Here is a 13745-nt window from a genome sequence, read left to right as displayed (position 1 = left end):
CGTGACAAGTCGCCGCGCGGGCAGGGCTCGCCAGTGCCAACGCTAGCGCTATAGGGCCTAGGCGCGGCGCTTGAACTCGAATGCCGCGTGGGCCAGCAGGCCCGCCACCAGGCCCCAGAAGGCCGACCCGATACCCCAGAAACTGAAGCCGGACGCCGTTGCCAACAAGGTGATGAGCGCGGCTTCGCGTCGTTGCGGGTTGACCATGGCGGCGGACATGCCGCCCATGATCGTGCCCAGCAACGCCAGGCCCGCCAGCGCGGCCAGCAGGGCGGCGGGCAGGGCCTGGAAGAAGACGGCCACGGCCCCCGCCACCAGGCTCAGGGCCACGTAGCCCAAGCCGTAGGTCGCGGCGGCGATGTAGCGCTTGCCGGGGTCGGGATGAGCTTCGGGGCCGGTGCAGATGGCGGCGCTGATGGCGCCCATGGTGACGCTGTGTGCGCCAAAGGGCGCGGCCAACAGGCCCAGCAAGCCCGTGGCGGCCACGATGCGCGACGCCGGGGGGCGATAGCCGGCCGCTTGCAGGATCGCCAGGCCAGGCAGGTTCTGCGACGCCATGGCCACCACGAAGAGTGGAATGCCCAGGCTGACCACCGCCTGCATGCTGAATTCGGGCGTGGTCCAGACGAATTCCGTCAGGCGCCAGTCCAGCAAATCCAGCCGGATCATGTCCAGCGCGAACGCCAGGGCAATGGCCACCACCATCACCAGCAGCACCGCGTAACGCGGCGCCCAGCGCCGGCACAACAGATAGGTGGCGCACATGGCCAGCACCAGGCCCGGTTGCAGGGCGACGTTGCTGAAGATGCCCATGCCGAAATTGAGCAGCACGCCGGCCAGCATGGCGGCGGCGATTTCGCCGGGAATACGGCGCAGGATGGGGTCAATCCAGCCAAACAGGCCACAGGCCAGCGTCAGGCCGGCGGCCAGCATGTAGGCGCCGATGGCCTCGTTGAACGGGACGCCCACCAGCGCTGTCACCAGTAGCGCGGCGCCGGGCGTGGACCACGCCATGACAATCGGCAGCCCGGTGCGCAGGCTGTAGAAGGCGCCGCCGAATCCGAAGGCCAGGCTCAGCGAGCCGATCCACGAACCGATGCGGGCCGGGTCCAGCCCTGCTGCGTGGCCCGCCTGCACCATCAGCACGGCGGTGCCGCCAAAGCTGACCAGCACGGCGACCACGCCCGCGGCGATGGCCGATGCGGATACATCGCGGCGCGCGTGGTGGGAATTCGAGGGAAGGGGGATGCTGCGTTGCGTGGCGTCGCTCATGCGGCACCGGTCAGGCGGCGGTACTTGGCCATGAGCTGTTCCTGGCCTTCGTTCCACTGGGGGTGCAGTTCAATGCACTCCACCGGGCACACCACCTTGCACTGCGGTTCGTCGTGATGGCCGACGCACTCGGTGCATTTGTCGGGGTCGATGACGTAATAGTCATCACCCATGGAGATCGCGTCGTTCGGGCACTGGGGCTCGCAAACGTCGCAATTGATGCATTCTTCGGTGATGAGCAAGGCCATGGTGGGCAGCGGTGTAAAGCCGAGGGCGGCTGCCATTGTACTGCCGGGCCGCAAAGCGCAAGAAGGGCGCAAGATGCGCCCTTCGGGATGGTGCAGCGCAGGCGGATCAGCCCGGCCAGGATTGCTCGCGGCGCTCCTTGGCTTTTTCCTGCAACCAGCGTTCCACCGACGGGAACACGAACTTGCTGACGTCGCCGCCCAGCTGAGCGATTTCGCGCACGATGGTGCCCGAAATGAACTGGTATTGGTCCGACGGCGTCATGAATAGCGTTTCCACGTCGGGCAACAGATGGCGATTCATGCCGGCCATCTGGAATTCATATTCGAAGTCGGACACGGCGCGCAGGCCGCGCACGATGACGCGCCCGTTCTGGTCGCGCACAAAGTCCTTCAACAGGCCGCCAAAGCTTTGCACTTCCACGTTGGGATAGTGGCCCAGCACTTCGCGCGCGATTTCAACGCGCTCGTCGATGCTGAAGAAAGGCTTCTTGTTGCGGCTATGGGCAATGCCCACCACGACCTTGTCGAAGAGCGTGGCCGCACGGCGGACCAAGTCTTCGTGGCCCCGGGTCAGCGGGTCGAAAGTGCCGGGATATACAGCGATGATCATGCGAGCTCCGTACCGTTATTAGTGGTGTACACCATCCTCCGAAGCTCGGATTATTGATCTATTTCCGCAATGCAGCAAATTCCAGCAGGTGGTAGTGGACCGCGCCTGCCTTGTCCTGCCGCAAGATCTGGAATCCTTCGGGGGCTTCGATGGGGGCTTCCGCCTCGACGTAGACCAGCCCGTGCTCGTTCAGAATGCCCGGCAGAATGGGCCAGAGCCGCGCCAGCCAACCTTGTCCGAAGGGCGGGTCCAAAAGGATGAGGTCAAAGCGGGACGCATCCATGCGCTCGGCAACCTGCATGGCGTCGCCCACATGGATGCGTATCATGTCGGCTTTGAGCTTGTCGCGCAGTGTCCGCAGCGCGGACGCGGCGGTCTTGTCCCGCTCGACCATCTGCACATGCGCCACACCGCGAGAGGCCGCTTCAAAGCCCAGCGCGCCACTGCCGGCAAACAGGTCCAGCACCCGCTTGTCGGCGAACTCGCCGGCCCAAAGATGATTCAACCAGTTGAACAGCGTTTCGCGAACCCGGTCGGGCGTGGGGCGCAGCGTCTCCACGTCGGGAACGGCGATGGGGGTGCGCCTGTATTGGCCCCCGACGATACGAATATACTTGTTACCCATGTTTAGCCGCTTCTTCAAGAAAAAATCCCCTCCGCCCGCCGCACCGGCTCAGCCCGTGCCGCCGCCGGAGGTCGTGGACGCCGCCGTCGCGCCCACGGAGCCCGCCGCCGCGCCGGTGATTCCGCCGCCCGCGCCGCGTCCCGAGGTTACTCAGCCGGTGTCCGCACCCGCTCCCGCCCCGGCCGTTGATCCTGTCGCCGCACCGGTTTCGCCTGCAATTGCACCGCCGGTGTCGCCTGCCGCGCCGACCGTGGCGCCGGCTGCTGCACCGACGGTGTCGACGCCGGTTGCCGCGCCGACTCTGACGCGGACCGCTGCACCGACTTTGACGCGAACCGCCGCGCCGACCCATACGACGCCGGTTGCGGCGCCCGCGCCGGTGGTGTCACCGGCACCGGCCGCGCCACCCGCGCCGGCCATTGAGCCGGTTCGCGCGCCAGAGCCGATGCCTGCGCCTACGGTTTCAGTTGCGCCGACTGCCGCGCCTGCACCGATCGTAACGCCGGTGACTGCGCCAACGCCCGCGCCAGCACCCACGCCGGCCCCCACGCCGACACCCGCGCCGGCACCCGCGCCAACCCCCGAACCCGCTGCCGCCGAGGCACCCAAGAAGTCGTCATGGCTGTCGCGCTTGAAGCAGGGCTTGTCGCGCACGGGGCAGAGCATTGGCGGCATTTTCGTTGGCGTCAAGGTCGACGAAAACCTGTTCGAGGAACTCGAATCGGCGCTCATTATGGCCGATGCGGGCTTGGAGGCCACCGAGAAGCTGCTGACCGCGCTGCGTGCGCGGGTCAAGAAGGAACGCATTGAAGACCCCGCCAAGGTGAAGACGGCGCTGCGCCAGTTGCTGGCCGACCACCTGCGCCCGCTGGAGCGCGGCTTCAACCTGACCAGCGCAAAGCCGCTGGTGGTGATGATTGCCGGCGTTAACGGCGCGGGCAAGACCACGTCCATCGGCAAGCTGGCGCACACATTCCAGCGCCAGGGTGCAAGCGTGCTGCTGGCGGCAGGCGACACCTTCCGTGCCGCGGCACGCGAACAGCTTGTGGAATGGGGCAGCCGCAACAACGTCAGCGTGATTTCTCAGGACGGCGGGGACCCGGCCGCCGTGGCGTTCGATGCCGTCAACGCCGGACGCGCGCGCGGCATGGGCGTGGTCATGGTGGATACCGCCGGCCGCTTGCCCACGCAGTTGCACCTGATGGAAGAGCTGAAAAAGATCCGCCGCGTCATCGGCAAGGCGGATGCGTCGGCGCCGCACGAAGTGCTGTTGGTGGTGGACGGCAACACCGGCCAGAACGCACTGGCGCAGATTCGCGCCTTTGATGCGGCCATCAACCTGACGGGCCTGGTCGTGACCAAGCTGGACGGCACCGCCAAGGGCGGCACGCTAGCCGCCGTGGCCGCGGGTAGCCAGGGCGTGCGGCCGATTCCGGTGTATTGGATCGGCGTGGGCGAAAGCCTGGAAGACCTTCAGCCCTTCGTGGCGGATGAGTTCGCGGGCGCGCTGCTGGCGGACTGAGTTTTCGCTGTGTGAAGCAGTAAAGACGGGACGGTGCCTAGGCGCCGTCCCGTTTTGCTTTTAAGCGTCTAGCTGGCCCATCGCGGGGTCACTGACCGCGTCCTTGCCGGTTTCCATGCGGCCGGCAAAGCGGCGCTGAAACGCGGCGTAGCCGTCGCAGGACACCGCAAAGTCGTACCACTGGCCGCTGTCGGTGATGGGCCAGCTTAGTTCACCGACCTGGCCTGCCTCCACGGTTGCCGTCCAGGGGCCGTCGTTGCGGTAGGCCATTGCTTGCACGGTGAACGTGCGGGCCTGGCTGCCGTTGTTGTGCAGCTTTACCTGCACTTGCGGGTCGTCGCAGGGCACGTAGCAGACCTGGATTTCGGGCTGTGCTCCGGCCGCGCGCATCAAGTCGCCCGCGAACGAGCGGTGGTAGCCGTTGGGGCCCAGCACCCACAGGTCGTACTGGCCGCTGTCGGCCGACACGTCCCAGGCGTCATCCAAAGACTTGCCGGCTTCGACCACATAGCGGCGTGGGATGCGGTCCAGATGCAGTTTGTCGTACACGTGGAAGACGGCTGCTGTTTGCGCACTGCTGGCATTCGCAAACAATAGCTGCACGCGGTTCTCGCGGGCTTGTTCGCGCGCGCTGGTGTGCAGCTCGTAAGGCAGCGCGCGCGACGGGCGCGTGCCGGGCGCCTGCGGGGCAAGGGTCTGCTGCGTGGGGATGGCGATGGCGGGCTGAGCTTCCTGCCAGGCAGTCAGCCCGTCGGCATCGGTCTTGGTTGTGCGGCCCGACAAGGTGGGCAGGGTGGCGCTGTTGGGCGACACGAAATTCAAGGTGGACGTCAGGTCGCCGCACACGGCGCGGCGAAAAGCGCTGATGTTGGGTTCGACGACGCCAAAGCGCTGCTCCAGAAAGCGCAAGGCGGACGTGTGGTCGAACACCTGCGAATTGACCCAGCCGCCACGGCTCCACGGCGAAATCACCCACATCGGCACGCGCATGCCGGGGCCGTAAGGCTTGCCATCGGCCGTCAATTGCTTGGGCGTGGCGGGCGGGTAGGTGAAGTATTCAAACGCCATCTGCGCATCGGTCAGCGTGGACTTGCCGGCCAGCGTGCCGTCGTCGTTGCGCGACGGTGCCGACGGCGTGGGCATGTGGTCGAAGAAGCCGTCGTTTTCGTCATAGGTCACCAGGAACACCGTCTTGCTCCAGACCTCGGGCGATTGCGTCAGCGCATCCAGCGCGGCCTGGATGTACCAGGCGCCCTTGGCGGGGCTGGAGGGGCCGGGGTGCTCGCTGTAGGCGGCCGGCGGAATGATCCACGACACTTCCGGCAGCGTGCCGTTCATCACGTCGTCGCGCAAGCTTTGCAGGAAGCCGCCGTCGGGCATGGTGTTGCCAAAGCCCTTGGCCAGCGGACTGTACAGGTCGTCGATGGCGGGGTTGTACGCGGGGCCGCCCTGGTTGGTGACCTGGCGGTCGGCAGGCATTTTTTCGATCTCGGCGCGCCAGTGCCGAAAGCTCATCATTTCGTTGCAGCCGAAGTTGTCGGGAATGTTCTGGTAGACCTTCCAACTGACGCCGGCCGCTTGCAGCCGGTCGGCGTAGGTGGTCCACGTCCAGCCTTCAGTGGACGGGCCCACGTCGGCGCCGTCGTTCCATTCGTTCATCACCACCGACACGTTGTCGCCCGATGGGCCGTTGGTGCCGGTCCAGAAGAACAGGCGGTTCGGGATGGTGCCCGCGTGCATCGAACAGTGGTAGTTGTCGCACAGCGTGAAGGCGTCGGCGAGCGCGCGGTGAAACGGCACTTCGGCGGTTTCGTAGTAGCCCATGGACAGCGGCTGCTTGGCGCTGGGCCACTTGTTCATGCGGCCATGGTCCCACGCCGCCTGGCAGTTGGGCCAGGAGTGCGGCGTGCTGCCCGCGCGCTGCGCATTGCCCAGCGTGGTGTCCAGGTGGTAGGGCAGTTCTTCGGTGCCGTCGCTGCGCGTCTGGTGGAAGACTGATTTGCCGTTGGCCAGCGGAATGGGGAAGCGGTCGCCAAACCCGCGCACGCCGGGAAAGGTGCCGAAGTAGCCGTCGAAAGAACGGTTTTCCAGCATCAGCAGGACGACGTGCTTGACGTCCTGGATGGTGCCGGTGGTGTTGCTGGCTTCAATGGCCAGCGCCCGGCGGATGCTGGGCGGAAACATCGACAGCGCGCTGACCGCGGCGGTAGCGCCCACGGTGGTCTTGAAGAACTTTCTTTTGGATGCGTCGAACGTCATTGGCTTGCCTGTCCTGGTGATCGATGTGAAGTGTGCTTAAACGGCGCGAGGGGCTCAAGGGGCTTGAGGGGGCTCGAGGGGCTCAAGCGATTCAAGGGGCTTGGACGACTCAAGGAGCGCAATGCACCGCGCACGCGGCAGGCGGTGTCGTGGGCGTCGTCGTGGGCGGGGCAGGAGCCGGTTCGTCAGCGTCGTTGTCGTCGTCGCCGCCGCAGGCGGACAGCGCGAAGACCAGCGACAAGGCGCAAAAGGCGGCAAGGCCTCGTCTTGCATGGGCGAGCAAGCAGGATGGGTGTTTCATGGTTCGGTCATTGTGGGTGGGCTGACGGCCCGCCAGGGGCCGTCGTGCCGTCACACAGGACGAATGTCGGGCGAATGCAGCGGGCCACGAATGCGCCCAACGCGTGATGGCCGGGCGACAGCAAACCAGTATTGACGCCGCGGATGTCGAACAATTGACCGGAAGCTGACCCGTTGCTGACTATGGCCCTTTTTTTGAAACGTCATGCGAGATGCGTTTCCAGGTGCAAGCCGCAACGCGACCTGTCGTGAAAATGGGGTAATGGGGGGGGACCGGACCGGTGCAAGATGGGTTGCGCGCGATGGGGCCTCTGTGATCTTGCCGGCGGCAACGCGCGCTACACCCATCCTACGGGGCATGGTCAATATGGCGATCGTAGGATGGGTGTAGCGCGAGGAGACGTTCAGAAAAACCCAGGCGCCGAACGCGCGAAACCCATCAGCTGCCTGTGGATATAAACCGGACCGCTGCAAGATGGGTTACGCGCGATGGTGCCCCTGCGATCTTGCCGCCCACACCGCGCGCTTCACCCATCCTACGAAGTCATGGTTCGTCGTGACTACGGGGCGATCTTCTTCAACGCCAGAACGGTTTGCTTTGCGCCAGGGCGTCGAAGGCCTTTTGTGCTTCTACCGCCAATTCCTCCAGGCGGGCGCTGATCCAGCCCAAAGCGAACCAGGCTTGCGGATGCGTGGCGGTACACGATTCGTAGTAGTCCTTGGCGACGGCCAGGTCGTTGATTTCGCCCAGCACGTCCTGCACCTTGGACAGCAGCTTGCGATAGCCGCGCAGCTTGGCGGCGGGCAGCAGCGATTCGGCAAACGACAGGCTGTAGCGCAGCCGTTTCCCGCGCTTGCGCAATTCGTGGCGGGTGGGAATGTCCAGCTTGGCGAACTGCGTGCCCTGGTCGGCCACCTTGCTGTGCCAGCGGTGCAGGCGGCGCGCCAACTGCTTGCGCAAGCGGTGCGGATCCGGCTCGGGTGCCAGCATGGGAATGATGGTGGGCTTGACACTGGCTACCGACAAGCCGCCTTCCAGCCGGATGGCGGGTTCGGGCGCGGTGTCGCTGGGCGTGCCGTTGGCGATGGTTTGCGCCCCGTCGGACGGCAGCGCGGGCGGTACGTCAAGGCTCCATTCCAGCAGGTCCAGCAGCCATGCCTGGAAGGCCTTGCCGCCGGCGATCGTCTGCGCATCCTGTTCAGGCGGCGCGGCTTCCATCGGGATGACGGGCATGCCGGCGCGCAGCAGCGCGGGCGCCACGGTTTCGTTCAGCACGTCCTGATCGCGGTTGGCGCCAAAGGCGGCGAAGTGCGTGCGCACTCCTTGCAGCATGGCGTCGGGCACCGGCGCCACCCAGCCTTCGAACAGCTTCCACGCCGAACGCAGCCGGCGCACGCCCACGCGCAACTGGTGCACGTGTTCGGAATTGCCGGCGCGGTAGACGCCTTCGGTGTCCACTTCAGCCAGCACCGCGGCGTTGCGCGCGATCTGGTCCAAACATTCGGCGGCGATGCGGCCCAAGGCCTGCGGCGCCGTCATGTCTTCGCGCAGCTTGACCGAGGCCGCGCCGCGTGGCGCCCAGAACTGGGCAATGGCTTGGGCGCGGCGCGCTTCCAGATCATCGCCCGCCTTCGCGTCTTCCTCGGCAAGCCGTTCCGCCAACTGCGCCAGCGCATCGCCACGTTCGGATTTGCTGCGCGGGTCCAGCACCAGGCTGTGCCGCTGCTGCCAGCCGCGCGCAACAGCAAAGATGGCGGCGGGGCGGCCCGACACCAGTTCAAATTCCAGTTCCGAAATGGGCAGTTCCAGCGCGCCCGCGCGCAGGATGCCGGTGTCGTAGGCCAGTTCAACCGTGCCGTAGCGCGTGCGCACCTTGCGCAGCAAACGCAGCACGTCGGTTTCGTAGCGGAGCCCCAGTTCGCCCTTGATCGCGCTCAGCGCCGCTTCGACTTCGGTGCCTGCATACACCGACAGGTCCAGCACGGGGCCGGGGCGGGGGTGGTTCATTTCGATGCGGGTGATGGCGTTGATGCCAGGCATCTTCAGCGTCTGCACCCAATCATTGCCTTCCTGGCGCAAGCGGATGGCAATGCGCGCACGCGCCAGTTCACGCTCGGGTGTATCGAAATACATGGCATGCAGGCGAATGCGCGTGGCCTCGCGTTGCTTGACTTCCTTCTGCACGGCCTGGCGCGTAGCGGCGGGCACGTGCAGTTTCAATTCCTGTTCCGACATGGCGGTGGGTGTCCGACGGCAAAAGCCGAGATGTTAATCAAGCAAGGGGCGGGATTTGATGACCGTTCATATTTTGGTCATATCGAGCATAGACGCCATTTGTTGCGCGAAACAAGCGGGCACCGCAGCAAAAGAAAAAACGCCGCCCCTTTTCAAGGGCGGCGCCAAGGAGCGCTGGTCAGGGGAAACCGACAAGCGTAAATAAGATGCAACTACAGAATCCGTTTGCGCGCCTGGGTGATGATGATTTCGGCCAGCACAACCACCACGAAGATGGCGGCCAGCACCAAGGCCACGCGATCCCACTGGAACAGGTTCAACGCCGTGTCCAGCGCCATGCCGATGCCGCCCGCGCCTACAAGGCCCAGCACGGCGGATTCGCGCACGTTGATGTCCCAGCGCAGCAGCACGATGGACCAGAACGCCGGGCGGATCTGCGGCCAGTAGGCATACCACAGCACCGAGCCCTTGCTGGCGCCGGTGGCGGTAACCGCCTCGATGGGGCCGCGCTGCGCTTCTTCGATGGCTTCGCCCACCAACTTGCCGACGAAACCGATGGAGCGAAACGCAATCGCCAGCGTGCCCGCCAACGCGCCGGGTCCGAAGATGGCGATGAACAGCAGCGCCCACACCAGCGAATTGACCGAGCGACTGGACACCAGGATCAAGCGCGCCAGCATGTTGATGGTTTTGCTGGGCGTCAGGTTGTTGGCCGCCAGCAAGCCCACCGGCACCGCCATGAAGACAGACAGGATGGTGCCCAGCGTGGCGATGTGCAGCGTTTCGATCAGCGCCGCGTGCACGCCATCCGGGTAGTAGGCCCAGTCGATCGGCCACATGCGGCGGAACAGGTCGGCCATCTGTTCGGGGGCGTCATACAGGAATTCCGGTATGACTTCCACGCCACGGATGGCCTGGACAATGGCCGCGACCACCAGCAGGTACAGCGCAAAGCGCAGCAGTCGCTGCCCCATGCTGTAACGCTGCCAGACGCGCGGCGTGCCCGCCGGGTTCAGGGTAGAGGCGTGGGCGTTCATTCTTCCACCTCCGCCTTGCGGGCCACCGGCGGCTTGCTGGAACCGATGCCGCGCGCGCCGGCAAAGCGGCCTTGCAGGATGCGGTCAAAGCCCAGGTTGTCCAGGAACACGGCGCGCACGAAGCCCGCGATGATCTCACCCAGCATGATGATGGCGATCAGGGTCAGCAAGATGGCGCTGACGAAGTCGTAGTCAAAGCGCTGGAAGGCCGAGAACAGCGTGCCGCCCACCCCGCCCGCGCCCACGATCCCCACCATGGTGGAGTTGCGCAGGTTGGAGTCGAACTGATAGGTGGCAAAGCCGATGAAGCGCGCGAACACCTGCGGCAGCACGCCGAAGATGATTACGTTGGCGAACGACGCGCCGCTGGCGCGCACCGCTTCCACCTGCTTCAACGAGATCTCTTCGATGGCTTCGGTGAACAGCTTGCCGATGAAGCCGATGGACGCCACCGTCAGCGCCAGAATGCCCGCCAGCGCGCCAAAGCCCACGGCCTTGACGAACAGGATGGCGACGATGACGGGGTGCAGTGCGCGGCACAAGGCCACCAGCGAACGCGCGGGCCACGACACCCAGGCGGGCATCATGTTGCGCGCGCCCAGAAGCCCCACGGGCAGCGCAAACAAAATACCCAGCACCGAAGCCAGCACGGCGATTTCCAGGCTTTCGGCGATGCCCTTCCACAAGGTGTCGGGCTTTTCGAAATTGGGCGGAAACATGCGCGCCAGAAACGTCGACGCGTGTCCCATGCCGCTTTCAAAGCGCGCCCAACTGAAATCCAGTTGCGCGGCCGCGTAGACGGTGTAGATCAGCAGCAACACCAGGCCCGCCTTGGCGCGCCCGGACATGGCAAAGGGGCGGTTGCCCCGCAGGGGTGTCATTCCAGCCAAGACTCGCCTCCGTAGATGGTCTTGAGCATGGCGGCATCCAGGCCCTGGCCGTCGCCGTCATAGACCACGTGCCCGCCGGACATGCCGACGATGCGCGTGGCGTAGCGGCGGGCCAGTTCCACGTCGTGGATATTGACGATGACGGGAATGCCGGTGGCGCTGCCCTGGTCGGACAGCAGCTCCATGATTTCCACCGAGGTCTTGGGGTCAAGCGACGATGTGGGCTCGTCGGCCAGCAGCAACTGGGGGCGCTGCATCAGGGCGCGGGCGATGCCCACGCGCTGGCGCTGGCCGCCCGACAGCGCATCCGCGCGCTGATCCGCAAAGCCCGCCAGCCCGACGGTATCCAGCAGCTTGTAGGCGTGCTCGATATCTTCGGCTTCAAAGCGGCGCATCCAGGCCTTGAGCGCCGAGGTGTATCCCAGCCGGCCGGTCAGCAGGTTTTCCATTACGGTCAGGCGTTCAACCAGGTTGTATTCCTGGAACACCATGCCGATGCGCCGGCGCGCGCGGCGCAGCGACGCGCCACGCACGCGGGCCAGGTCCACGCTGCCCTCCTGGGACTGCAGCACGATCTCGCCCTTGGTGGGTTCGATCAGCCGGTTGACGCAACGCAGAAGCGTGCTTTTGCCGGTGCCGGAAGGGCCGATGATGGCGGTCAGGCCTTGGCCGGCGATTTCAAGGTTGATGCCATTGAGAACCGGCCGGCCGGCCCGGTATTCCTTGACCAGGCCAGAAATGCGTAGCGACGTCGTCATGCTGGATTACTTCTTGCTCTTTGCGGATTCGCGGTCGTAAGCGGCGCGGTTGAAGCTTTCGCCGCCCGATTCAGCCACTTGGCGGACGATGGCCCAGTCCTTCTGGTAGGTCACCGGATAGAAGCGGTCGGCGCCGTCGAAGGCCTTCGACATTTCCGCGGGGAAGCGGTAGTCGTAGAAGCACTTCAGCATCTGGTCGCGGAACTTGGGTTCCAGGTCATGTGCGTAGGCGAACGACGAGGTCGGGAATTTTTCGCTGGTGTAGATCACGCGGAAATCGGCTTCCTTGACCTGGCCGCGTTCGACCATGCGCTTGAACACGTCGGATGCCACGGCGGCGGCGTCGTAGTCGCCGGAGTTCACGCCCATGACCGACTGGTCGTGCTTGCCCGAGAAGATCACCTTGTAGTCCTTGTCCGGCGTCAGGCCTTCCTTGGGGAACAGGGCCACGGGCGCCATGTGGCCCGAGTTCGACGACGGCGCGGTGTGCGCGAGCTTCTTGCCCTTCAGGTCGGACAGCTTCTGGTACGGGCTGTCTTTCTTGACGATGACGATCAGGTTGTAGCCCTGGAAGCTGTCGGCATAGCCTTTCACGGCAAAGGGGACGGCGCCGGCGATGTTCACGGCGAATGCGGTGGGGCCGGTGGAAAAGCCGCCTACGTGCAAACGGCCCGAGCGCATGGCTTCGATTTCAGCGGCGTTGCTTTGCACTTGGTAGAACACCACGCGCTTGCCCGTGCATTGGGACAGGTGCTTGGTGAACGGCTTGAAGATGTCTTCGTAGACCGCCGGGTCTTCCACGGGCGTGTACGTGAACACCAGGGTGGACGGGGTCTTTTGCTTCGAAGCGTCAGTGGGGGTGTCCGCCACCAGGTCCTTGTTGGCGTCGCAGTACATCTGGTCCAGATCGCCGCGGTTGGAGCAGGTGTCGGCGGCATTGGCGGCCGAGCCGCCAACGGCGAATGCGGCCAGGGCGGCCGCTTGCAATAGACGCATCGCGTGCATGGTTTGTCTCCTCGTGGGAATGAATTTGAATATTTCCTGAATTCAAACACACAAAGGGGACAGGCACACCTGGGAAAGTCCCTGCCTTTTTTTTCGGGATTTGTTCGAATTGTTCGTTTTATGTTCGTTTATTTTCGAACCGTCGAACCCCGGACCGTTAGCCCCGATACCCCAGCTTGCGCGAAATCTCCTGCGCGCAGGCCAGCAGCGGCCGAGCGATGGCGCCGTCCCAAGACACATCGAACAATCCCGTCGGCCCCAGGCTGGTCAGCGCCAGCGCGATGCTGCCGGTGTTGTCGAACACCGGCACCGACAGCGCGTCCACGCCCGGCAGCGGGTTGCCCAGCGCGCGCGCCATGCCGTGCACGCGGATGTCGGCCAACTGGGCTTCGATATTGGCGCGCGACGCCTTGCGCGGCGGCGGCACGCTGGCGATGACGGCGGTGTCGCCCTCTTCGCGGGCGATGTAGTGTTCGCTGACCTTGGGCGGCAGCCACGCCGCGAATACCAGGCCCGTGGCGGTGTGCAGCATGGACATCACCGTGCCCTTGCGCATGTTTACGTGTACCGGGTAGCTGGCTTCGGTCATGTGGATCATGGTGGGGCCGTGCGAGCCCAGCACGGCGATGCCCAAGGTATGACCGATGTCGGATTGCAGCTTGGCGATCTCGGGCATGGCGATGCGCACCGGGTCCAGGCGTTGCAGGCTGACCAAGCCCATCTGCAAGGCGAAGGGGCCCAGTTCGTACTGCCCCGTGGTGGCGTCCTGCTGCACCAGGCCCACGCGGATGAAGCTGACCAGGTAGGGGTGCGCCTTGGCGGACGTCATGCCGGCGCCCGCCGCCAGGTCGCGCAGCGTCAGGGGCTTGCCGGCGTCGACCAGCGCGGCCAGCAGCGGCACGCCCACTTCGATGGATTGGATGCTGCGGCGGCCGTCATTGGCGGAGGCAGCGGGGGTCTTGGAGGTGGCCACGGTGTGTCTG

Annotated in this window: 14 protein-coding genes; 2 read left to right on the top strand and 12 right to left on the bottom strand. The window is 65.3% G+C overall.

The genetic code is table 11. The features are described 5' to 3' along the window. Positions 1-57: 57 nt before the first annotated feature. The 4 genes from M2361_RS15105 to rsmD form a co-directional block, all read right to left on the bottom strand. Positions 58-1272: a benzoate/H(+) symporter BenE family transporter gene (locus M2361_RS15105; protein WP_259250228.1), complete on the bottom strand. Its 1215-nt coding sequence runs from the start codon at positions 1270-1272 to the stop codon at positions 58-60. Beyond that, a complete protein-coding gene (locus M2361_RS15100) occupies positions 1269-1520 on the bottom strand; it encodes a YfhL family 4Fe-4S dicluster ferredoxin (RefSeq protein WP_006221659.1) in 252 nt (83 codons plus the stop codon). Before M2361_RS15100 ends, M2361_RS15105 begins: the two co-directional genes overlap by 4 nt. 106 nt (positions 1521-1626) lie before the next feature. Further along, the gene (gene coaD / locus M2361_RS15095) at positions 1627-2130 is read right to left on the bottom strand and encodes a pantetheine-phosphate adenylyltransferase (RefSeq protein WP_046807920.1); all 504 of its coding nucleotides are present in this window, start codon (positions 2128-2130) and stop codon (positions 1627-1629) included. Positions 2131-2188: 58 nt separating this feature from the next. Next, positions 2189-2755, bottom strand: coding sequence for a 16S rRNA (guanine(966)-N(2))-methyltransferase RsmD (gene rsmD, locus M2361_RS15090; protein ID WP_259250222.1), 567 nt, complete (start codon positions 2753-2755; stop codon positions 2189-2191). 445 nt (positions 2756-3200) lie between these two features. Between rsmD and ftsY the strand changes: the two genes are divergently transcribed. Next, on the top strand, positions 3201-4277 hold the full coding sequence (gene ftsY / locus M2361_RS15085; protein WP_310508921.1) for a signal recognition particle-docking protein FtsY: 1077 nt from the start codon (positions 3201-3203) through the stop codon (positions 4275-4277). Positions 4278-4337: 60 nt separating this feature from the next. Here ftsY and M2361_RS15080 read toward each other — a convergent pair whose 3' ends face one another. The 3 genes from M2361_RS15080 to M2361_RS15070 form a co-directional block, all read right to left on the bottom strand. Beyond that, complete coding sequence (locus tag M2361_RS15080) at positions 4338-6536, bottom strand: phosphocholine-specific phospholipase C (RefSeq protein ID WP_259250218.1); 2199 nt, start codon at positions 6534-6536, stop codon at positions 4338-4340. Between the two features lie 109 nt (positions 6537-6645). Then, positions 6646-6837, bottom strand: coding sequence for a hypothetical protein (locus M2361_RS15075; RefSeq protein WP_259250217.1), 192 nt, complete (start codon positions 6835-6837; stop codon positions 6646-6648). 576 nt (positions 6838-7413) lie between these two features. Further along, positions 7414-9072, bottom strand: coding sequence for a CYTH and CHAD domain-containing protein (locus M2361_RS15070; RefSeq protein ID WP_259250215.1), 1659 nt, complete (start codon positions 9070-9072; stop codon positions 7414-7416). A 58-nt stretch (positions 9073-9130) separates the two neighbouring features. On the opposite strand from M2361_RS15070, the gene M2361_RS15065 reads away from it, so the two are divergent. Then, positions 9131-9277, top strand: coding sequence for a hypothetical protein (locus M2361_RS15065; protein WP_259250214.1), 147 nt, complete (start codon positions 9131-9133; stop codon positions 9275-9277). Between the two features lie 7 nt (positions 9278-9284). Here the strand turns inward: M2361_RS15065 and phnE (M2361_RS15060) are convergent, their stop codons facing one another. The 5 genes from phnE (M2361_RS15060) to M2361_RS15040 form a co-directional block, all read right to left on the bottom strand. Further along, positions 9285-10109 (bottom strand): phosphonate ABC transporter, permease protein PhnE, encoded by an 825-nt coding sequence (gene phnE / locus M2361_RS15060; RefSeq protein ID WP_100854477.1) that lies wholly within the window; start codon positions 10107-10109, stop codon positions 9285-9287. Continuing rightward, positions 10106-10990: a phosphonate ABC transporter, permease protein PhnE gene (gene phnE, locus M2361_RS15055; protein ID WP_259250213.1), complete on the bottom strand. Its 885-nt coding sequence runs from the start codon at positions 10988-10990 to the stop codon at positions 10106-10108. Before phnE (M2361_RS15055) ends, phnE (M2361_RS15060) begins: the two co-directional genes overlap by 4 nt. Then, positions 10987-11757, bottom strand: coding sequence for a phosphonate ABC transporter ATP-binding protein (phnC, locus tag M2361_RS15050; protein ID WP_259250211.1), 771 nt, complete (start codon positions 11755-11757; stop codon positions 10987-10989). Before phnC ends, phnE (M2361_RS15055) begins: the two co-directional genes overlap by 4 nt. 6 nt (positions 11758-11763) lie before the next feature. Then, positions 11764-12762, bottom strand: coding sequence for a phosphate/phosphite/phosphonate ABC transporter substrate-binding protein (phnD, locus tag M2361_RS15045; protein ID WP_259250208.1), 999 nt, complete (start codon positions 12760-12762; stop codon positions 11764-11766). A 157-nt stretch (positions 12763-12919) separates the two neighbouring features. Next, on the bottom strand, positions 12920-13735 hold the full coding sequence (locus M2361_RS15040) for an IclR family transcriptional regulator (protein WP_259250207.1): 816 nt from the start codon (positions 13733-13735) through the stop codon (positions 12920-12922). Between the last annotated feature and the right edge of the window lie 10 nt (positions 13736-13745).

Source organism: Achromobacter sp. JUb104 (genome assembly GCF_024806975.1).
Taxonomy (GTDB): Bacteria; Pseudomonadota; Gammaproteobacteria; order Burkholderiales; family Burkholderiaceae_B; genus Achromobacter; species Achromobacter spanius.
The sequence above is the reverse complement of the archived record's forward strand: the minus strand, read 5'-3'. Positions and strand labels throughout refer to the sequence as shown.